This window comes from Janthinobacterium sp. OK676 (genome assembly GCF_900103595.1).
Taxonomy (GTDB): domain Bacteria; phylum Pseudomonadota; class Gammaproteobacteria; order Burkholderiales; family Burkholderiaceae_D; genus Janthinobacterium.
Window position 1 is genome coordinate 285,883 of record NZ_FNHA01000005.1, and the last position, 20,840, is coordinate 306,722.

Sequence of the window (20,840 nt, forward strand, 5' to 3'; positions counted from 1 at the left end):
CGCAAAGCCGATGCGGCGTTTGCGCCAGATCAAAGGTGCGGCACATCGCCTCTCGCCGATCATTGCCCGGTAAAATAGGCCATGGCAAACAAAACCCCCACCTTCCCCGGCGCACGCACGGGCCGCGGCCAGGTCCTGGCCGTGCTACTGTCGAACCGCGACCAGTCCGGCGCCGAACCGCTGCAAGGCCGCGTCTCGCTGGCCGCCATCGTGAAAGCGCTGAAACGCAAATACCACTGGCCGATCGAGACGCACAGCTTTCCCGCCAACACGCAGGACGGCCGCGCCAGCTGGGCGACCGTCTACAGCTTGCCGGAAAAGGTCATTGAGACCGCGCTGGACAGCGGCGGCCGGGAGTGGCTGGAGAGCCGGGGAGTACCTGGGCGGCGCTGAGCGCGCCGCCTGCCTTGCTCGGTCCCTTTATTCGAGCCGGAAGCCGACCTTGAGCGTGACCTGGAAGTGCGCCACCTTGCCATCGACGATATGGCCGCGCGACTCCGTCACTTCATACCAGTCCATATGCTTGACCGTCAGCGCCGCCTTGGCAATGGCATCGCGTATCGCCTGATCGCTGCTCTCGGTCGAAGTTCCCACCAGTTCGATCAGCTTGTAAGTGTGTGCGGACATGATATTTCCCCAGGTAGGCAAGCCAGACATCGGGAGCCTGCTTTGCGCAAGCACGTGCTCATCTTGCGCCTAAACGTGCAGATAGTCATTGCGCGGTGCAGCAATGCGCTACGTCAGTGGTTTGCTTCGACGGCGATGGGTTGCAATGGTTGCGGTAGTGTCCCGCAGGCAGAGGAAAAGAAAAAAGGGCTACCTGCCGAAGCGGGTAACCCTTTGATTTTCCTGCTGAATTCTGGTGCCGACTGCCGGTTTCGAACTGGCCACCTGATGATTACAAATCATCGCAAGTCGGTATTCAGGGCTGTTGAAGGGTGTTGAGATTTTCAAGGATATCCTTATAAATCAAAAACTTACATGATTTTGATTTTTATTTCATGCAGATGGGTGTTGATCGTTATGCTACCATTTGGGTTACATGGCGGTTACATGGCGCTTACACAGCACGTCTTCTTGAGGTAATAGTGAAAAAAATAAAGTTCGCGGCGGGTAGGGTAGAAGAGTTCGCCTGTGAGGGTGGAAAAAGTCAGTCATTCCTCTGGGACACCGCTTCACCAGGCCTCGGTTTGCGGGTGACTTCGAAGGGCGCAAAGTCCTATATTTTTCAGGGTAAGCTGGACGGCGCCACCATACGGCTGACGATCGGTGATCCTCGTACATGGGACATTGCCAAGGCCCAGGCCGAAGCGCGGCGCCTCAAGGTCCTGCTCGATAACGGGCAGGATCCAAGAAAGGTACGGGAAGATGCACTCGCTGCAGAGCGCGACGCGCGCGCGTTGCAGGAAGCTGCCGTTGTGGCGGAACAGGAAAAGCAGCTGCGGGAGTCCGTGACCCTGGGCCGTGTCTGGCCTGAATACATTGCCGACCGCATTGCCACGCGAGAAGCAGGCTGGTCAGAACATCATATTGCCGCGCATCGCAAGATCATTCAGGATGGTGGCCAGCCTCGTAAACGCAGTCCGGCACTGACGAAAGCCGGTCCACTCTGGTCCTTGTCTTCGCTCCGCCTCATCGACCTGACAAACGAGCGCGTGGAAGCCTGGGCGCGAGAGGAAGCAAAGACCCGTCCATCCAGCGCGCGCCTGGCATGGCGACTGCTCAAGGCCTTCATGAACTGGTGCGCTTCGCACAAGACGTATTCAAGCATGGTCACTAGCAATCCGACAAAGAGCGCGCGAGTGCGCGAGAGCCTCGGTAAAGAGAAGCGGCGCCATGACGTTCTCCAACGCGAGATGCTGCAGTCATGGTTCAGCGCAGTGCGCAAGATCGGAAACCCGGTCATTGCCGCCTACCTGCAAGTTCTGCTGCTCACCGGCGCCAGGCGCGAGGAGCTCGCCGCACTGAAGTGGACGGACGTGAATTTCCAGTGGGGCAGTATCAAGCTGTCCGACAAGGTCGAAGACTTTCGAATGGTCCCGCTGACGCCATTTGTTGCTCAGCTCCTAGGCAACCTGCCGCGCAGGAATGCCTTTGTCTTCTCCAGTCCCGCTTCCGCATCGGGGCATATCGCAGAGCCGAGAATCGCGCATAACGAGGCCGTCGCGGTGGCGAATTTGCCGCAGCTTACGCTGCATGGCCTGCGACGCTCATTTGCCACATTAAGCGAGTGGATCGAAATGCCGAATGGTATCGCCGCGCAGATTCAAGGGCACGCGCCGCAAGGGGTGCGCGAGCAAAATTACATTCGCCGGCCGCTGGACTTGCTTCGTGTCTGGCACGCGAAGATTGAAGTTTGGATTCTTGAGCAGGCGGGTGTGAGGCTTGTATCTTTGCCAGCAATATTGCGCGTTGTGGGTGCTTAGCCGGACAGTGGTTGGCGTTTGGAGCGGTATGCATGCCCATCCAGCCTTCACTGGTGGATGTAGCAGCGAGTTGACTGCGCATCAATGTGACTGTTTGAAATTGCTGCTGAGGGCTTCTTCTCGAATGCCGCACGCCGTCTTGATTGCAGGTTTGATATCAGAGTGTGTGGATATCTATAATTGAAACCACCGTTTAATTTGTCGCTTATGCTACAGCCACTTGAAATCATTATGACTATTGATAAGATACTTAGGTTAGCCGCTTGCAATTTCAATATTTTAGTTAATAAAGTAAAGATCGCCCCGGAGCCTACTTAAATTTTTCACTTCGAAAACTTCAACATATTTTTCATTTGGATACGATTCTCCACCCCGACGAAATTTTCATTTTGGTGACCGTCGTCTCAATTTGCCAGCTGGCGAATGAATTGCGGACTTTAACAAAAATTCTCTTCCCATACTTCCAATATTTCATCTATCTCAGATAGCACCTGACAAGCGTTAGTTCTGGATGATATCGCCTCGGTTATCATCGGCGCCCCACGAATCGCAGGCTATTCAGTCAGGCAAAATATCGGTTAAATCCGGAGTATGCAAATCTTTCACTTTCCACAGTAGCTGCGCCTCGACCTGGCTCACGGTTTTCACCGCGGACAATTCAGGCAGCACGGGCGCAACCACTTGTAAGGCTCGACCTCGTTCGCCTTTGCCGTTTCCAACACCGAGTAGAAGATGATGCTGGTCGTCGAGCGCGACCACTAGTATGCCGATTACACCTCGCGCCTGCTTGCACAGCAAACCCGTAGCGCGTCGCGCTGGCGGCGCTGTGCACCTGGCTCGACCAAACGCAGCCAGGCTTAATGCTTAAGAGCTCGCTAGACATGTCTCAGGTTGGAGCACCGAAATGGGCGGCAATATAACAATAAATCGGCGTTTCCTTGGGCCATATTTCAGCGTAGAATGGAGTATTTTCCCAACTGTGGAAAGCGTCTTTCCGCGCTTAAAAAACCTTGTCTCTATGCGTGATGTAAAAAGGAATTCTAATATTATTGAAACTAAACTCGCTTTCTGCGATGAAGATTCTTCGTTACCAAGTACGAAGAATTTGCATCGTCAGTTAACTGCTATCGACCTTTTTGCAGGGGCTGGGGGATTTTCACAAGCGGCAAAAAATGTCGGAATTAAGATTCTTGCCGCGGTAGAAATGAATAAAAAGGCGTGCGAAACCTATGAGGCAAACCTTGTTGAAAATAGTTCTCCTCGTATCTATAATGAAGATATAAACAAGTTAGATCCGATTGAAATAAAAAATAACCATTTTCCCGATGAATTAGAATGCGATATTTTGCTTGGTGGACCGCCGTGTCAAGGATTCTCGGTTCATCGCATCAATAATTCTGGGGTGGATGATCCGCGCAATCAACTAGTTTTGAGATACTTTCAATATGTTAAACATTTGAAGCCCAAGATTTTTTTGATGGAAAATGTACCTGGCATACTCTGGGCAAGACACCGTCCGTTTCTTGATGCGCTGTATGAGGAAGGGCAAAAATCTGGCTATCGACTTCTAGATCCAGTTGTCATAGATGCGAGAGATTTTGGAGTTCCACAACGCCGCAAACGAGTATTCGTACTTGGCATAAGGGAAGATACGGAGTTATCGATAGTATGGCCAGCAATTCCAACTCATGGCAACGAAGATGCACGATCTGAAAATCCACAATTATTGCCTTGGCTCTCAGCTGCAACAATATTTTCGGACCCCATTCCTGTGGGCGATGTGAATAACATTCACATGAATCATACTCCAGAAATAATCCGTGCATTTCAGCAAACGCCATTGAACGGCGGTAGCCGAAGGCAATCTGGCCGTGTTTTACCTTGCCATACAGAGCATAATGGTCATAGCGACGTGTACGGCCGTATCGATCCGTCTCAGCCCGGGCCAACAATGACCACCGCGTGTATCAATCCTTCTAAAGGTCGCTTTGTGCATCCTACGGAACATCACGGCATAACGCTCCGACAAGCCGCCCGCTTCCAAACATTTCCGGATAGTTTCGTTTTTAAAGGGGGTTTAATGGCAGGGGGGGCGCAAGTAGGTAATGCAGTACCAGTACGTTTGGGACAAGTACTTCTAAAGACAATAGCTGACGGAATAATTGCAGGAGAAAATAGCAATGGTTGACGCAATTGCATTCCAAACACGTGCAAGGACAATCGATCATCTTGGTAGAGAACAGATTGCCGATTGCCCAACTGCGGTTTCAGAATTATGGAAGAATTCTTACGACGCATATGCTCGGAACGTATCTTTAAATATATACGGTGGAGATACGCCGATTGCTACTATTGGGGACAATGGTCACGGAATGAATCGTGAAGAATTCACAAATCGGTGGCTTGTTGTTGGTACTGAGTCAAAAGCGACTCAAGCTGAGACGTCTGAAGAAGATCGTGATGGCTTGGAAGTTCGTACTAAGCAAGGCCAGAAAGGAATCGGTAGACTTTCATCAGCAAATCTTGGGTCATTATTATTAATAGTGTCGAAACGTAGAGATGACAGATTTGTCGCAGCTTTAATAGATTGGCGTCTATTTGAAAATCCATATCTATTCCTTATAGATGTTGAAATTCCAGTCGTTGAATTTGACGAGAAATACGAATTGCTACCTTTAATTCCAAAGCTGTTTGATAAGCTTATGGGGAATTTGTGGGGCAATAGTATTTCTGAAAAAAGAAGCGAGCGAGATATTAGAATAGAAAATTCTTGGAAACAATTCGATTTGCAAGAAAAACTGGCCGGAAAATTAATAACAACCAAGGCGGCCATTGAATCTACTTTAATCGACACCATTTTTGATGAGCGCCATTTTTCTGAGTGGCCACTTTGGCGAGGAACCGCAGATAAAGGAACGATACTCGCGATATCGAACATCCAATTTGATTTGCAAGCTCAGCTGACGAAAGAGGATCCTAAGAAAGATAGCGCTGTGACACAGGCTCGTGAACAGCTATTTCAGACATTATCTAATTTTTCTGATCCGTTCCTTAATGAAGAGGAGCGTTTATTAGGCTATGCAGCCGACGACTTTGCCACCCAGACATCTGTATGGGATGGCAATTTAGAGCGAAGAATTATCGAAGAAGGCGCTCCATTCGATTATCAGGAGTTGCAAAACCTAGAACATGTAGTTGATGGATGGGTAGACGAGAATGGGTATTTTCATGGACGGATTAAAGCATTCGGAAATTGGGTTGAAGACGTCCTGACTATTCCGCCAGCGATTGATGTCCCTGTCCGTAAAGATTCACTTGTAGGTCCATTTCGTATAAGAATCGGAACTTTTGAACAAGACTTAAGCAGCACCTCATTAAGCGATGAAGCTTTTCGAAAGGCAGAAGCTCAATCAGAAAAATACTCCGGCTTCTTGATGTATCGAAACGGACTACGAGTTATGCCATATGGGCGCGAAGGGAGTGATTTTTTCCGCATAGAGTATAGAAGGTCTAAACACGCGGGGCGGGAATTTTGGTCCTTACGGCAATTGTTTGGTCGAATAGCTTTACGTATTGAAACCAATCCCAATCTGCGAGATAAAGCTGGACGAGAGGGATTGATTGATAACAGAGCTGCCAAAAGCCTTCGAGATTTGGTGGAAAATATTCTAAAATTCACAGCCAGAAATTATTTTGGAAGTGATGCTAAATTGCGAAAAAGAACAATCCCGGATAAAAAATTAGATTACAAAAAAAAGAAAGCTGAAGAAGCTAGAAATAAACAAAAAGCGTTAAGCAGGAAAAATTTTATCTCTAAATTGGATAAAAGCGAACCTATTTTGTTGAAGTTGCTGGAGGAAATATCGCGTCTTGTGGAAATAATACGGGACTCCGAACTTGATAACGAAAATGAGATTGTTTCGTTGAGATTAAACTTACAGGGCCTTCGCGAACTACAAAGTGAATTGGCCTTAGGTGAGGCTCCAAGAAAACTTGGCATTCTAGAAGATCGTTATTTGACTTATCGTAAATATTACAGAAGTGTCAAGGAAAAAATTGAGTTAGCAGGTAATTCACTAGATTCTGCATTGGAACGGATAAAACCTCGTTCCTTGAGGGATCTAGCCTTGTCTGAATTAAGTTCCAATGCTGCTTATTTGCATCGAAGAATTCGGAATTGGGCTCAGGAGGCAAAAAATATATTGTCGTTGGAGTTGGAACGGATTTCTGAACTTCAAACGGAACGAAATAAAACTTACCATGCAAAGATGCTCCCGTTCCTCGATCATATCGACCACGGCACTATGACGTTGACGAGAATGACTCGACTTTTAGAATCAGAGCGCATAGCACAAGATGAGGAAAATTTCGATTTATTTGAACCCTATATTTCGGCGCTTAATAGTTTGAGAGAAAGTGTAGATTTAGCGGGGTTAGCTAGTTTTAGTCAAGATAAAGCCGATGAACTTCGAGAAGAAGTAGACCGACTTCATAGTTTAGCGCAATTGGGCATAACTGTTGAAATTATTGGTCATGAAATTGAGGGTTTGGAGCAATCTGTAACAACCAATCTCAAGTTATTTCCAAGCGAGGTGAGAAATTCCAATGCTTATATTGCTGTTCGAGATGGGCATGAGGCTTTGGTAGAAAGATTGCGTTTTCTTTCGCCTCTTAAACTTTCCGGCCCTAAAACGCGGGTGAGAATGACCGGTGAAATGATATTTCAATATGTTCAGCGGTTTTTTAAGAGCGAATTTTCTAATGAAAATATAGTATTTAGTGCATCGAAAGATTTTCTAGATTTTTCCTTATTCGAATATCCTGCCAGAATATATCCTGTTTTCATAAATTTAGTAAATAATGCGACATATTGGGCTAGCCATTCGAACAGCTCGCAAAAGGAGGTTTTGCTTGATATTATGGATGAAAAGATTGTTGTGGCTGATTCTGGACCCGGTGTGGATGAAGAGGATCTCAAGCATTTATTCAACCTGTTTTTCACGCGAAAGGTGCGTGGAGGCCGAGGAGTTGGACTCTATCTCTGCAAAACTAATCTTGCCGCAGGTGGTCACTCCATCACATATGCTACTGACAGCCAAAAAAGACTTTCAGGAGCAAATTTCATTCTCGAATTCAAAGGTGCCAAATATGCTTGAAGTCGCTACTATGCCTCCACAGCCAACATATCGTGAATTTATTAAAGAAGCTTTTATAGACCCTATTCGTACAGCAGTAATTATCGATGACGAGTATCCTACTCTTGATGAGTTATTAATAAATGTTGAGCCGGCAGCGAAAAAAAATGCGCAGGATGCGGCTCGCGAAGTAAAGAAAAATGAAAACAAATCACGTGTACAGAAAATAGTTAAGTTTTGCCGCGCTCAGCAACCTACTCCTTGGCTTGTAGACGTTCATGATGGTAGGACTCCTACACCCGAAGGTGAAGTAGCCAGCGTATCTCATTTAGAAAGCTCAGATCTTCTGGTTTTGGATTACCACTTAGATGGGAATGTTGGAAGTGATAAAGCTATTAATATTTTGCGGAGACTGGCCGGTAATGGTCACTTTAATTTGGTTGTTGTTTACACCAAAGATCGTGATGCCACTGGAACTGGCATTGATCGTACAATAAATGAAATAGCTATCAGCTTAGCATCTCCGGCTACTAAATTTAACATACCATCTCCCAGAGAACGCGCTTATGAAAAAAAGATAGAGGCGTGGGAAGAGGTCGAAGAGGACATTTTCGTCAAATTATTAGACAGTTTAGATGAGGTCGCATATTTAAAGGTCTTACATCAGAATGATTGCGTATGGGAAAACGTTAAAAAAATACCTGAACTTGCAAACCTAGGGGAGTATTTGGTTGCTATTCCAGAAGGCATAAAAATAACTCCAGATCAGGTCTTGGAGTTACTTATGCATAAACGTCAATCTCTACTCAAAGAAAAGATGTCTTCCGACTATTTTGGGAAAGTAACTATTGGCAAGCAAAGCGACGACGTCAATTGGATTCGTGCAGATAGTCTATTTGTTACTGTGGTTTCCAAGGAGCATGAACCTGAAACAATTCCTTCAAAGTTATTGGATGCTCTGGAGGCATGGGATCCAGTTCCACATCGTTTAATTATGTCCAAGATGCGAAATTCTTTAGTATCCAGCGGGGGAATGGCCGAATCACATATTTTGATGAATCGGCACCTGCAAGCTAGTTGGCTTGCAGAGCTACTTGAGGAAGATGATGCAAAACGGCGGACTAGTGTACGCCAAAGTGTTGCGCGACACTGGGAAAGTTTGGGGGGTAAAATTGAGCCAGGAGTACTCGATTTCGCCGGTAAGATCGCGAATCATTTATCGAAATCAGCTGATAAAAATACGTTATTCAGTCGATTCGATAAGTATGCTGCATTTGATCAGAAAATCGATCTTCATATGCATATGAACATTCATGCTTGTAGTAAGCCTGTTGATGGGCATCACCTGTCCACAGGGCAAGTGCTTCGTGTAGGTCCAGAGGGCCATCGCCAGTATTGGCTCTGCTTGACGCCTCTTTGCGACCTTGAACCGGCCCAGAGCGAAATGAAGGGTTGGAGTAAACGTCTCGGCGATTGGCTTCCTTTCAAAGCAGTTAGATTGTATCCAGCCGATAAAGAAATTGCCTTGGGTATGGCGAGTAGGGGTTATCATTTATTCCTAAATGAGGACTGTGATCAGAAAGTATTCACTTTTAGTGAAACCAATCAAAATAGTATTAGTCCAACATTGGGCTGGGAGCAATTTTTTGCAAAAAATCAGGGGAGATTTGACTCCGATAATTCCTTTGATATTGCTAGTATTGGAAAAAATGGTGATTTGTCTTTTGAACAAAAAACCGCTGTTGTGGTTGCCCAAATTCGCTATGAATATGCATTAAATCTAATGCAAAAACTTGGCTCTCATTTATCCAGAGTGGGATTGGATTTCGTCTCTTATTCGGTGCGTGAGAAAAGTACCGAATAGAAAACCTCGACGTTGTTGTACAAATATAATGAGGCTAAGGCCGGGTGGAGTTAGGCCATGGGCACCGTTGTCAGGGTAGCTAAGTATGGAGCCATCTCGCTATGGAAGAAGGTGAACTAGGTGCTTCTTTCGAATCTAGTTCACCTGGTGTGAGCACAGTCTTTGCCGTTTCGCGAACTTGGGTTGCGCTCACAGCCGCGACCAGGCTAGCCGCTTCCGGACTGCGTACGGTAGCCACCGTCTGTTCTTCCCGCCCACTTCGGGACCTCAGCCATGTCGAGATGGCATGGATCTGCTGTTCGACGTCACCTGCTGGATGACCTATCTCAGCGATGTATCGCTCCAAGGCCAGCCGCACTAGCTTGCCTCGTTCGCGCACTGGCGTCATCGCCAACAGCGTGTGGACGTCCGGAGCCTCCTGAAAAGTCAGGCTGATTCGAACCGTGATCTCGGTACCGATTTTCGGCGGCTTATCCATTGGTGTCGACATGGCAGATCCCTGTATCAGGACTGGAGCAGTGACAGCAGGCCGAGCCGGCAGAAGCCTTCCGCGACCATCATCCGCGGTTCGTCGCTGGTGACAGCATTGGGATATCGTTGTTTGAGTCCATCAAGAAGCATTTCCGCACCTCCACCGCCAATGATGATGCCGTCCAATACGGCCGCTTTTTGGCCAAATACGCGGTTGGCTTCATCCATGACGATGGCTTCGAAGCCTGCTTTCGCCTGATTGAGCAAGGGAGCGACGTCGATGCGCTGCCCGAAGTGTTTGATGCTTCCGCTGCGTACTGCCGCATCGACCACGTCCAGTGATGTTGGCAGCTTGGCTTGCGCCAGCGCGCTGGACATGCCGTCGTAGACCAGATGCATGCCTGCGCACGATATGGCTGCGTACTCCATCATTGAGCCGCGATCACACAGCGCGAAGTCGGTTGTGTAGTGGCCGATTTCGATGACGCCCCAGGCCTCGCTGTCGAGATCCCGTTGCGGGTGGAGACAACCGTTATTCTGGATCGAGAGCCACTGCAGCGGTGCATCCGCCTGGCTCTGCACCATCACCCTGAGCGTCTGGCCGGGAAGGAGGCGTGGGGTCAGCAAAGCCACGATGCGGTTGCGGAGCGTGTCGCGCTGCGACCCGACGAACTTGGCCGGTAATCCCATCACCAGATGCACCCTGGCCGAGGGATTGCCGAACGCCTGCATGGCCTTTCGCCATGCTCCCAGCACCAGTGCATCGTGCTGGGGACTCTCGATCCAATCCGCGTTTTGTCCTGTGTACACTTCTGAGCGGCCTTGCCGCAACGCGGTATCACCGAAGAAGTACATGCGCCCATCCACCTCGACAGTATCGAGTTCAGCTTTTTGTCGCGTCTGCTCGTTCGTCAGCGTGATCGCGGGGATAACGACAGTGGGGATCTGAAACGAATGACGCTCGTCTGGCGATGCCAGCGAGGCTGCGAGTATTTTGAACATTGAGTGGCCGCCATCGATTGCGATTGAGATGTTTTCCATTTAGAACTCCAAGTGTCGGTGAAAGATTTAATGTAAAGCGCAAGCCGGCGTGCGCAAGTCAGGTTTTGATCGTGACCATGAGCCGCGACAGGGGCCAGGAAGCAGTCCGTGTCGAATATCGAGGTTCGAAAATGCGCCGTCATTAGCTATCACCAGGTGCGGAAATCCAGACAGGCGGCACTGCAAACAATGTTTCTTGACACGCTAGTCATGCTTGGATAAAGTACCCAGCGTCGGCCTCCGGCATTTTTATAAATTAATTTTTAAGTTGTTCTGTCCAATGAGAGAGAACAGCTTTCCGCAACGCCAGGCTTTTGGCATCGTTCGCTTTCATCCGATCGCAAGCACTCATCACCATCAAAAAATCAGCTCTTATCTGGTCTAGTCTTGTCTGCAAGGTTCTACAGGCAGGTACAGAGTGATCCCCAAAACGTGTCGTCATCGGCTTTTCAGCGCAATGGCAGGGAAAACTCGATCACAGATCGGCATTCCTGCTTGAGTCGTTAGGGCGGACGGCCACGCTATAGCTATATCTCCATTCGCTCTTCGCTCCGAAGAGCACCAGCCTCCAATACTTCAACTGCAAACATCGTGATCGGGCTAGTCACCCCTCAGGCCGCATGTGCGTCAAGCACGGCGCTTAAGAACGTCACGCCAGCTCTCACTGGTCTTTCCATAACTGGAGGCGCGCACCCTCAAAGCCCGGACCTGGTCCGGGAGTGCGTAGCGAGAAACTGCTCAATGTTCAGTTCTCTTCCCGGGAAGAGGAACCGAGTACCGGAAGGGCTCGGCGCATCGGTGGTTGGCAGTAAGGCCCGCTGATGCGAAACCGGTTTATTTAAGACGGGAGCCTTACCCCCGCCCCGCTGCGCTTCCGCATCTGGTGATAAGAGGTATCGATGGTTCTTGTGGAGGACATATGTGGCAGCAAAAAGTAAACGACATCATGAAATTGGCAGGTACACGCCGCGTCAATGGCAAGGTGGCGTCCGAACGCACTCAGACACTGACGAAAGACGTTTTATATGCATCAATTCGGCGGCTGCATGAACTCGGCTACAAGATTCAGGACCCGAAGAATCTCGGTGAACGGCACATCGAAGTGCTCGTCAAGCACTGGTGGTATTGCCAGCACAAGAAAGCCAAGACTATCCAGAACGACCTTTCCCGATTACGGGTTTTCTGCGCAATGCTCGGCAAGCCAGGCATGGTTGGCGCTGTCCAGAAATATCTGCCGGATGTAGATCCTGAATTGTTGAAAGTGCGTTCGGCCGCACGAACCACGAAGTCCTGGTCCGGACATGGCATTGATTTGGTCGAGACGTTCCGCAAGGTTGACGAGCACGACCCGTGCCTCGGTCTGATGTTACGTCTCGAGTTGGGCTTTGGACTGCGGCGCGAAGAGGTCTTGAAATGCAATCCACACGTTCAGGATTACGGCCATTACCTACAGGTTTTTCCGGGGATGGGTAAAGGCGGTCGTTGGCGAAATATTCCCATCGTTTCAAACGCGCAGCGCGATTTGCTCGACTACGTCAAAGCACGCGTGTCGAAAAATAAAGCGCTTGGGTGGGAGTATTCCCGTTCGGGCCAGATAGCCAGTCTGGAGCAGAACATCCGCCGCTACGAGAACTTGATGACGTCGTTCGGCTTCACCAAAGCCGATGCCGGCATAACAGGACATGGATTGCGCGCGCAATTTGCCGAGAACCATGCGTTGCTGCTCGGGATGATCCCAGCCACGATGGGGGGAGGTGCAGGGCAGCTGGATGGCGCCGATAGCGGTGTCGTGAAGGCGAAGGTGGCGCAAGCATTGGGACACAACCGGCAGTCCGTGACAAGCGCGTACATCGGTTCCTTCGATCCGTCCTCAGCACTTTTTCCGGACAGCGATCAAGGGATCGTGACGATTCAGAAAGCACTTCGGATTCTTGACGCTGTTGCACTTCCCGAAGTTCCCGCCGCGCGGTTGGAGGACTGTCGGGTTATTCAGGAAATGATGGCTCGCACTGGCCTGGTCGTGACTGTAGACCAGGCACATATGTTGTTTGCGAAGCATGCCCGGCGTCACGGGGTGGAATGGATGTCTCCAGGGCTGGAGACTCCTCTGGCGCTGCGCATCAGCGCTGAAGCAATGTTGAACGATTTTTTGTTCTGTTAATAGGAGAAGTAGAGTGAATACCAATCGAGATATGGTAGTGAACGACGCGGCGATGAACTTGTTGATCAGCGCGTGTCCTGTACAGCTTGGGATGCCAGCAAAGCTCATACGAGAGCTTGTGCACGGCAAATATTCTATTTTTACTGCCAAGCAGGTATGCAGTTTATCCAAAGATGGATGGGGACTCAGCATGCTTGACGAGTACCTTGATAAGCAGGGGTATGTTTTTCCTTGGGGGACGCTGAGCGAGGAGTCGAACCCGAGTGATCCCGATGATGACAAGAGCCCCCCGATGTTGCGTTTTGAGTTCATGCCAACGGAACTCTTGTTGGCGTTCCCGCAAAGCGCGCAACTGGAAGACCTTTTCATGTGGCTGTACCACAACCATCCGTACTATGATGCCAGGTTCCCCTGTGATGAGGGAAATGAGCACTGGTCAGTCATTTCGTTTTACAGTGAAGATGGCTGTGGAGAAGCCCTCAGGTCCTGGCTTGCCAATGTATTCATTCCACTCATCTGGCATGATCTGCTGGGTGAGGCAACACGGATTGTTCAAGAGAAGATCAAGGCAGCTGTCGCACAGTCCCCGGATGGCTCGTTTTATGACCTCCTTGTCGAACACGATCGGTACCAGTTGTGCATTGATCCGGCTGAGCTGCAGTTCGAGGCGTGTGCGATTTTAGAGGAGGAATAACGGAATAGCTGGCCAGAAGATGCTGCTGATTTTCCTCATGTTTAACCGAGGTTAAAATACTGGCCATTTTCGTGTTAGTGCCCGGTGCCCGGTGCGCGGCCGTGCCGTCTGCGAGGCACTGGTCAGGCTGGCGGCATCCGTTGAAGGGCGGCTGCGGCATCAAGCAGGCCGCCCAGAATTTTGTCGGCCACCTTTTCCGAAAACCCTACAGGCAGTTCGCCGCGGACCTTATCTACAATTGCGGGTGTGCGGGCAATGAAATTGAGCAGGAGCGGTTCGGCGTCCGCGCCATAGCCGACCGCTTTTGCAGTGCTGTTGAAGTGTCGCCGCTGTATGCCATGCGCGAGGTAATGCCGGTTGCTTCCGAGTAGCGCCATCGCCATCTTGAGTTTGCGTTCGGACCACTGGTTGGGGCCAGGGCCGATCACAGGATAGCCGGACATCACATCATAGATGGGCGTCAGCTTGAACCGGCCGGCGCCCGCCAGTAGCTGGATACTGAAGTTCTTGGCGTGGCCATCGGGTGCGCGCAGCATCCAGAACAGAAGTTGGGAGGCCATCAGCGTGTGCATGTCGGCAGCGCTCTGCTGCGATTGCTGTAGCAGCGTAAACATCTGTTTTAACCCCGGTCCACCGTCATTTTCGTATTTCAGCAGCGGTGATGTTCCCGTCGCCTGGCAAAAATCCTCCTGAACCAGCCGGAACAGCTGCTTGCCATCGTTTGATCGCACGCGGTCAAAACGCTCGACGACGAGCACCCGTTGCTCGCCGAACGTCGCAATCTCGGCATTTGCCGTAGGCAGCCCGTACTCCTTGAACAGCCGCAGGCATAGCCACTCGTTATCGACCGAGGTGGTGAAATTGGCTTTTTTTCCGCCTACCATCCCGATCGGAAGCTTGAAGATGTGCGTTGTGGGCGTCGCGCCACGCGGCTTCATCCATTTCCCATCCCACCACAAGAAGGCGTCTTTTTCTTGCGCGCCAGCCAGCGAAATGCGGAAATCATCGTCCGCGTCATCTGCGGCGCCGTGCCGCTCCGAGCTGACCACTTCGAGCAAGTGCCGCTCGATGTCTTCCTCGTCAAGGGCGATGCCATCGACCTGGGCCAGCCCTTCCGGTTTGCCGCCTTCGGGCAGCAGCTGCAAGGCGCCGACGCAGTCCCGGCCGATAGCCGCGAGCAGGTCGAACGGTTCGAGAGAGCCTGTCTTGAACCGGGTCGCAACGCGTTTGCGAATGATGTCACTGTCCGGCAGCAAGCCCTCAAAGTAGTTTGCAACACTGGCACCCTTGAGCGGTTCATTGCGCAGATTGAACGGCAGCGACAGCGAGATCGGGCGCCCGAGCCTTGAACTTTGCCAGGACGCATCGTACTGGAGTTCGGAGTCGCCGTTGGCCTTGACCGTCCAGCGTCCTACATAGTCGCCATTTGCCCAAAGATGGAGCGTCTGGCTGTGTGAGCGGCGGCCCATGATTACCACTCGGCCGAATTGCTTGTGGCGGACGTATCGCGCTCGCCCAACTGCAGCTCCAGCTCGAGTGCGGAACACCAGCTGAGTAACTGCTTGACGCTGATTTCGTCAGGATGGCTCTCCAGGTATGAGATGCGGTTCTGGCTCAAGCCGACACGCGTGCCTACAGTCGCCTGGGTGATCTTATGCCGTTTGCGGGTCGATGCGAGTAACTGGCCGAGCTGCGACGCCGTGAGGAGACGGTGGGTGGTAGGCGAGAAGGACATGTGCGGTATCCGTTATTCAGATATCTCAATACTATCTGAATTTCAGATAAAGTAAAGATATCTGAATGGCGGACATATCACAGATGGCTGGAAAGCAGATAAAGCAGATTTGATCAAGATGGGTGACACAGCGCTTGTCCGGGATTCAGAATGCAAAAAGCCCAACCTGAAACCGCATTCTTCTTGTTAATATACCGTGGGATTCAATAACTATAATCGCTTCACATGTTGTGGAGAGTACGGCTGATTGACCGGGAGAGTGCAGTGCAGGCAAGGGACAAATTTCAGAAATTCTTGATTGAATCTGGCAAAAAACCGAAGACGGCGGGCGAATACGCGCGCTTCATCGAGGATTTATCCCAACACTGTGGCAAGGATATTTACGGTATTCAGGACGTTGGAGAGATCGGTGCGCTGGTAAAGCGTTACAGCTCAGATGGCGCCGATTACATCGAAGGCAATCAATACCACGGCGGGCCCCGCGCGGCAATAAAACAATATTTGGCTTTTCACGCCTTGGACCAGGTGCCGGAACCTCCTTCTGTGACCACTAACCAATCATCGCACACCATGACCGATACTACCGACTCGATTCCGCCCTTGAACCAGATCCTGTACGGCCCCCCTGGTACGGGGAAAACACATAGCACGATCGAGGAAACGCTGGCCATTCTTGATCCTGATTTTCTAGAAGCGCATAACGGGGAGAGGGACAAGTTGCGCACAAGATTCGGTGAACTTGAATTATCTAAGCATGTGCGCTTCGTCACTTTCCATCAAAGTTTCAGTTACGAAGACTTTGTGGAAGGCTTGCGCGCGGAAGCTGACGAGGCGAGCGGCCAACTACGGTTCTTACCGACCCCAGGTGTCTTCAAATCGATTTGCGACGACGCTGCCACCAAAGTCGTCGTGGATGAAGTGGTCGATCTGGACCTTAGTGGGAAAACGATCTGGAAGATGTCGCTTGGAAACCGTAGCGACGAGAATTATGTTTATGACGAGTGCATTGACCGAGACCGGATCCTATTGGGCTGGGGTTCGGGCATTGATTTCTCGAAAGTGAAAAATAAGGCTGACATCGTCGCCATTTTTCATGACAATGGAATCGAGTACTCGACGGGCGACTACCCGGTCACGGCGGTCAATGCTTTCGTGCTTGGGATGCAGGTCGGTGACATCGTTGTAGTCTCCGACGGCAACTCGAAGTTTCGTGCTATTGGTGTCCTCACGGGAAACTATGAGCATGTGCCGCGCGAGCAGGAAGATGATGAGTTCACGCAAAGCCGTGCGGTGCAGTGGCTTAAAGTATTCGATCCGTCGACCGCTTGCAGTGCCATTATGAACAAAAAATTCATGATGAAGGCGATCTATCGGCTTGGCTCTGATGTGATCGACCTCGACAAGTTGCGCCAGCTCCTGTCGACCAAGGCGTCCGACGCCCAAGTCCAACAAGGTCCGCATGCACGCGTGTTAATCATTGATGAGATCAACCGCGGTAATATCTCGCGCATCTTTGGTGAGCTCATCACCTTGGTCGAGCCAAGCAAACGCGCGGGCAATCGCGAAGCCTTGTCGGTCATGCTGCCGTATTCGAAAAAAACCTTCAGCATCCCCAATAACTTGTATTTGATCGGCACCATGAACACCTCCGATCGCTCGTTGACCGGTTTGGATATCGCGTTGCGTCGCCGTTTCGTGTTTAAAGAAATGCCGCCACGCCCGGAGCTTCTGGCCGATGTCGTCGTGCAGGGAGTTGCAATTGACAAGCTGCTAGAGCTGATGAATCGACGCATCGAAGCGCTGCTCGATAGGGAGCACTGCCTTGGACATGCTTACTTTTTGCCGTTGAAGGATGATCCTTCCGTCGAACGCCTAGCTCGCATTTTTGAGCAGCAGATATTACCGCTACTGAAGGAATATTTTTTTGAAGACTGGAATCGCATCCGCTGGGTCTTGAATGATCATCGCAAGGCGCCGGTCAACTGTTTCGTACTGCCGTCTGAGAGTAACGTCGCGACACTGTTCGGCGACGAGTTTGAAGGACGGGCACAAGAGCAGACATGGGCGATTAATGAAGATGCTTTCGATCGCATTGAGGCCTACTTGGGCATCCTCGATAGCGCAGCGGTGGCTAAGCATATGGTACCGATTGCTCAGGATGGCAGTGTTGAATATGGTGGCTATCGTTTGCAACGATTGACAGATTTCACCGTGAAAGTGTATGACAAAGATGTCGAGCAAGTTGCACTGCCGATTTTAAAAGAACTGGCAATCAAATTGGGCATTAGCCACTTGAACAGAAAAGGTGGCAAGCACAACACGCGCCAGCTGGGTGCGCAGGTGATCAAAGCGGCTAAACAGGCGACAACTTGAAAGAGCTCGTTGTCGTTCGCGAATACGCGAAATTAACCACGACACAGATAGCACCCACGTTGGACCGGGCAACCGTCTCCAAAAGTGCGTTCGAGTATTTATGCCGTTTGGCCGGACAGTTTCGTGCCAGCGGCGCTCATCTGCTCGAAGTGGAGGGCACGCAGTGGTTGCGACTAGATAATTTCGTTGGCATCCTGGAGACCCCGTGCGGCACCACCCTCGAAATCCTACCCAAGCATCATGATGCCGACTCGACCAAGGAGGCTTCGCGGGCGCTACTCACACGGATGATTCAAGCCGCGTTGGATTTACCGGCCCGCCACGTTGGTCCGGCCGATTTGGCCCTATTTGACGCGCCGCTGTCGGAATGGGTGCGCCGCCAGTTCTTGGTCGCGCTCGAACATCTTGTGAAACGCGGTATGAAATTCGATTACCTGCGCGTCGAAGAAGAGCAGCGTAATTTACGCGGGCAGTTGGACGTGATCCGCCAACTACGCCAAACGCCTGATCGCGCCCACTATTTTCATACGCGTCACGATGTGTTTTCACTAGATTTTCCGGAGAACAGGCTAATTCGATCTGCCCTGGCGCGCGTCGCCAACTCGACCCAGGATCCGATCAACTGGCGCCTGTCGCATGAGCTGCTGCAAGTGCTGGCGGAGGTGAGCGCATCGCGCGACTTCAAGTACGATTTCAAGGCCTGGCGTGGTGGCCGCCTCATGGCCCATTACGCGCCGATTCTCCCGTGGTGCCAGCTAGTACTTGGCCAACATTGTCCGTTAGCGGTGCAAGGGAGCTGGCATGGCATGAGTATGCTGTTTCCGATGGAAAAGCTGTTCGAATGTTTTGTAGAAGCAGCGTTGCGCCGGACTTTGCCGAAGTCGGTGTTGATAAAGCGACAGTCGCGCGAGATGTACCTGTGCCAGCACCAAGGTAAGGGATTTTTTCAGCTGCGTCCCGACCTTTTGCTTGAACACAGCGGCTACCGGACCGTGCTGGATGCGAAATGGAAGCGGCTGAATGAAATGGCTCGTAACAAGAAGTATGGCATCGCACAAAGCGACTTCTATCAACTCTTCGCTTACGGACACAAGTATATCGGCGTGGAGCAGATCTACAAAGAGCTGGTGCTGATTTACCCTAAGACTGCCATGTTCTCCGCTCCATTGCCGCCGTTTGCATTCGCTCCAGGTATGACACTGTGGGTGCTCCCGTTCGAACTGGGCGATAAGGCCGGCGAAGAGCATATCATGTGGCACCCGGAAATGTGGCTAGAGCACGCGCTGGCGATTCCGTGAGCTGAGCTGAGAGAAATACAGCCAATACCAAGCACCCTAATGCCCGCAGCTGCGAGCAAGGCCGGCCACGACACAGCACCAGATGATGAGAGCATCATGCTATGTGATGAATACCACTCGGCCGAGCTGGTTGCAGTGGATGACTCGCGCTTGCCCAACTGTAGCTCCAGCTCGAGTGCGGAGCACCAGCAGAGTAACTGTTTGACGCTGATTTCGTCAGGATGGCTCTCTTTAGGATATGCGAATCTGGCTCAAGCCGACACGCGTGCCTGCAGTCGCCTGGGTGATCTTATTCCGTTTGCGGGTCGATGCGAGCAACTGGCCGAGCTGCGACGCCGTGAGGAGACGATGGGTGGTGGGCGAGAAGGACATGTGTGGTATCCGTTATTCAGATATATTGATATTATCTGAAATGCAGATATAGTCAAAGTATCTGAATAACGGATGTGTCAGAAATGGCTGAGTAACAGATAAAACAGAGAAGAGATAACGAACAGTTGGCCAAAAGATGCTACGGATTCTCCTCGTGTTTCACCGATGTACGGGAGGTACCAAGGCCGACTATCAGGTGACGGTCGGCCTTGCTGTTCAATCAGTCGTAGAAAATATATTCAGTCTCATCAGGTTGGAGTTTCAGCAGAAGCCTGGTGTACCTTGTCTGAAGAATCGAGGCGCTGATCGACACCACAAAGAATAGTGTAGTAATCGCGAGAATGTCCACCCAGGAGTCGTTGAAGAATATCGCGATCAGCATGATGACCGAGAGGAAGCCGAAAACCCGACACACAATTGTGAGGAGCATTTTCACTAACGGATGGAAATAAAGTAACAAATAGAAAGCGCTACTTCTCATTGATCACCTTCCTTCTCGTCCTTTGTTTTCGATCGTCTGAAACGAGAAATCACGGCTGTGGCCAGGCGACGAATCAGGCGTGTCACTATGGTGAACGGTTCGAAAAAAAGGCGGATGTCGTCGATCGCTACTCGTTTAATATGCTCAATAAGTTTGTTCATTTTTTGTCTTCATGATGTTCAGGGTGAAACCACTATGCCCGGCCTTCGCCAACCTCGTTCATGGCTTGGCGTCCTTATGGCAGGAGAGCTGCGAGTACGTGGATCCTTCAGACAAACGCGTCTTACAGGCTGAGGAACTCGCGAATCGAATTCCTGCCACAACTCCCTCGGACTGGATTTTCTTTGCCACCTCTTGGACGTCGGCTCGATATTCCAGGTTGAGCAAGGTGAGCGTTTGGTGGCGCGAGTGGAAGCAAAACATAATCTTCTCGAGCGAAGCTTTGGGCCTGAAATGCTGGTGAAGCCAACGATTGATGTTCCACCACAGGACCCGGCCGTCGCTTTTGCCATTGAGGTAGGCCTTAACGGAACGGCGATCTTCTTTCGCCCAGTCGGTAGTAAAAATGGTCAGGTTTGTGACTTTATCGGTACTCATCAAATAACTCCCTTAATGGGGATGGTTGAGCGGTATATGTGACCGCGACAAGAGTAATCGTAAGTCCCGTTCTTCCTTGTGCAAGTCAAGTTAAGTTCTGAGGAAGGGTGCCGACTCTGACAAATTTTTCCCCTAATTAGGCTATTTTTTGATGATCCACGTCCATAGTCAGTAAAATCGTGTGCAGCAATG

Annotated in this window: 16 protein-coding genes and 1 pseudogene; 9 read left to right on the plus strand and 8 right to left on the minus strand. The window is 50.6% G+C overall.

Annotated elements, in window-relative coordinates; genetic code table 11:
• Window positions 1-81 precede the first annotated feature (81 nt).
• Window positions 82-393, plus strand: coding sequence for a hypothetical protein (locus BLU39_RS12755; protein ID WP_070304507.1), 312 nt, complete (start codon window positions 82-84; stop codon window positions 391-393).
• 27 nt (window positions 394-420) lie between these two features.
• On the opposite strand, the gene BLU39_RS12760 is transcribed toward BLU39_RS12755, so the two are convergent.
• Window positions 421-627, minus strand: a complete 207-nt coding sequence (locus BLU39_RS12760; RefSeq protein ID WP_034753599.1) for a dodecin — start codon at window positions 625-627, stop codon at window positions 421-423.
• Window positions 628-1,088: 461 nt separating this feature from the next.
• Here BLU39_RS12760 and BLU39_RS12765 point away from each other — a divergent pair, with 461 nt between their 5' ends.
• Window positions 1,089-2,426 (plus strand): tyrosine-type recombinase/integrase, encoded by a 1,338-nt coding sequence (locus BLU39_RS12765; RefSeq protein WP_092713472.1) that lies wholly within the window; start codon window positions 1,089-1,091, stop codon window positions 2,424-2,426.
• Between the two features lie 558 nt (window positions 2,427-2,984).
• On the opposite strand, the gene BLU39_RS28165 is transcribed toward BLU39_RS12765, so the two are convergent.
• Entirely contained in the window at window positions 2,985-3,185 is a 201-nt protein-coding gene (locus BLU39_RS28165) for a hypothetical protein (protein ID WP_139178249.1), read from the minus strand.
• A 145-nt stretch (window positions 3,186-3,330) separates the two neighbouring features.
• On the opposite strand from BLU39_RS28165, the gene BLU39_RS12770 reads away from it, so the two are divergent.
• The 3 genes from BLU39_RS12770 to BLU39_RS28170 are packed head-to-tail and all read left to right on the plus strand — an operon-like array spanning window position 3,331 to window position 9,425.
• A complete protein-coding gene (locus BLU39_RS12770) occupies window positions 3,331-4,614 on the plus strand; it encodes a DNA cytosine methyltransferase (RefSeq protein ID WP_254788963.1) in 1,284 nt (427 codons plus the stop codon).
• The gene (locus BLU39_RS12775; protein ID WP_092713476.1) at window positions 4,607-7,582 is read left to right on the plus strand and encodes an ATP-binding protein; all 2,976 of its coding nucleotides are present in this window, start codon (window positions 4,607-4,609) and stop codon (window positions 7,580-7,582) included. Before BLU39_RS12770 ends, BLU39_RS12775 begins: the two co-directional genes overlap by 8 nt.
• Window positions 7,575-9,425 (plus strand): response regulator receiver domain, encoded by a 1,851-nt coding sequence (locus BLU39_RS28170; protein ID WP_217635072.1) that lies wholly within the window; start codon window positions 7,575-7,577, stop codon window positions 9,423-9,425. Before BLU39_RS12775 ends, BLU39_RS28170 begins: the two co-directional genes overlap by 8 nt.
• A 504-nt stretch (window positions 9,426-9,929) precedes the next feature.
• On the opposite strand, the gene BLU39_RS12785 is transcribed toward BLU39_RS28170, so the two are convergent.
• Entirely contained in the window at window positions 9,930-10,937 is a 1,008-nt protein-coding gene (locus BLU39_RS12785; RefSeq protein WP_092713480.1) for a ParM/StbA family protein, read from the minus strand.
• A gap of 919 nt (window positions 10,938-11,856) precedes the next feature.
• On the opposite strand from BLU39_RS12785, the gene BLU39_RS12790 reads away from it, so the two are divergent.
• Window positions 11,857-13,098, plus strand: coding sequence for a site-specific integrase (locus tag BLU39_RS12790; RefSeq protein WP_092713482.1), 1,242 nt, complete (start codon window positions 11,857-11,859; stop codon window positions 13,096-13,098).
• A gap of 13 nt (window positions 13,099-13,111) precedes the next feature.
• Window positions 13,112-13,792 carry a hypothetical protein gene (locus tag BLU39_RS12795; protein WP_139178253.1) on the plus strand — a complete coding sequence of 227 codons (681 nt, stop codon included), beginning with the start codon at window positions 13,112-13,114 and terminating at the stop codon, window positions 13,790-13,792.
• Between the two features lie 122 nt (window positions 13,793-13,914).
• Here BLU39_RS12795 and BLU39_RS12800 read toward each other — a convergent pair whose 3' ends face one another.
• Together BLU39_RS12800 and BLU39_RS12805 are read right to left on the minus strand one after the other, a co-directional pair.
• Entirely contained in the window at window positions 13,915-15,261 is a 1,347-nt protein-coding gene (locus tag BLU39_RS12800; protein WP_092713486.1) for a type II toxin-antitoxin system HipA family toxin, read from the minus strand.
• A 2-nt stretch (window positions 15,262-15,263) separates the two neighbouring features.
• On the minus strand, window positions 15,264-15,527 hold the full coding sequence (locus BLU39_RS12805; protein ID WP_010394120.1) for a helix-turn-helix domain-containing protein: 264 nt from the start codon (window positions 15,525-15,527) through the stop codon (window positions 15,264-15,266).
• 294 nt (window positions 15,528-15,821) lie between these two features.
• Here BLU39_RS12805 and BLU39_RS12810 point away from each other — a divergent pair, with 294 nt between their 5' ends.
• On the plus strand, window positions 15,822-17,900 hold the full coding sequence (locus BLU39_RS12810) for an AAA family ATPase (protein WP_217635073.1): 2,079 nt from the start codon (window positions 15,822-15,824) through the stop codon (window positions 17,898-17,900).
• The gene (locus tag BLU39_RS12815) at window positions 17,897-19,198 is read left to right on the plus strand and encodes an McrC family protein (RefSeq protein WP_092713490.1); all 1,302 of its coding nucleotides are present in this window, start codon (window positions 17,897-17,899) and stop codon (window positions 19,196-19,198) included. Before BLU39_RS12810 ends, BLU39_RS12815 begins: the two co-directional genes overlap by 4 nt.
• 119 nt (window positions 19,199-19,317) lie before the next feature.
• On the opposite strand, the pseudogene BLU39_RS28935 reads toward BLU39_RS12815, so the two are convergent.
• From BLU39_RS28935 to BLU39_RS12830, 3 genes and pseudogenes are all read right to left on the minus strand, one after another.
• Window positions 19,318-19,570 (minus strand): annotated as a pseudogene (locus BLU39_RS28935) (transcriptional regulator); the annotation flags it as partial.
• 477 nt (window positions 19,571-20,047) lie between these two features.
• Entirely contained in the window at window positions 20,048-20,212 is a 165-nt protein-coding gene (locus BLU39_RS28605) for a hypothetical protein (protein ID WP_175539279.1), read from the minus strand.
• Between the two features lie 58 nt (window positions 20,213-20,270).
• A complete protein-coding gene (locus BLU39_RS12830) occupies window positions 20,271-20,648 on the minus strand; it encodes a hypothetical protein (RefSeq protein WP_092713494.1) in 378 nt (125 codons plus the stop codon).
• Window positions 20,649-20,840 lie beyond the last annotated feature (192 nt).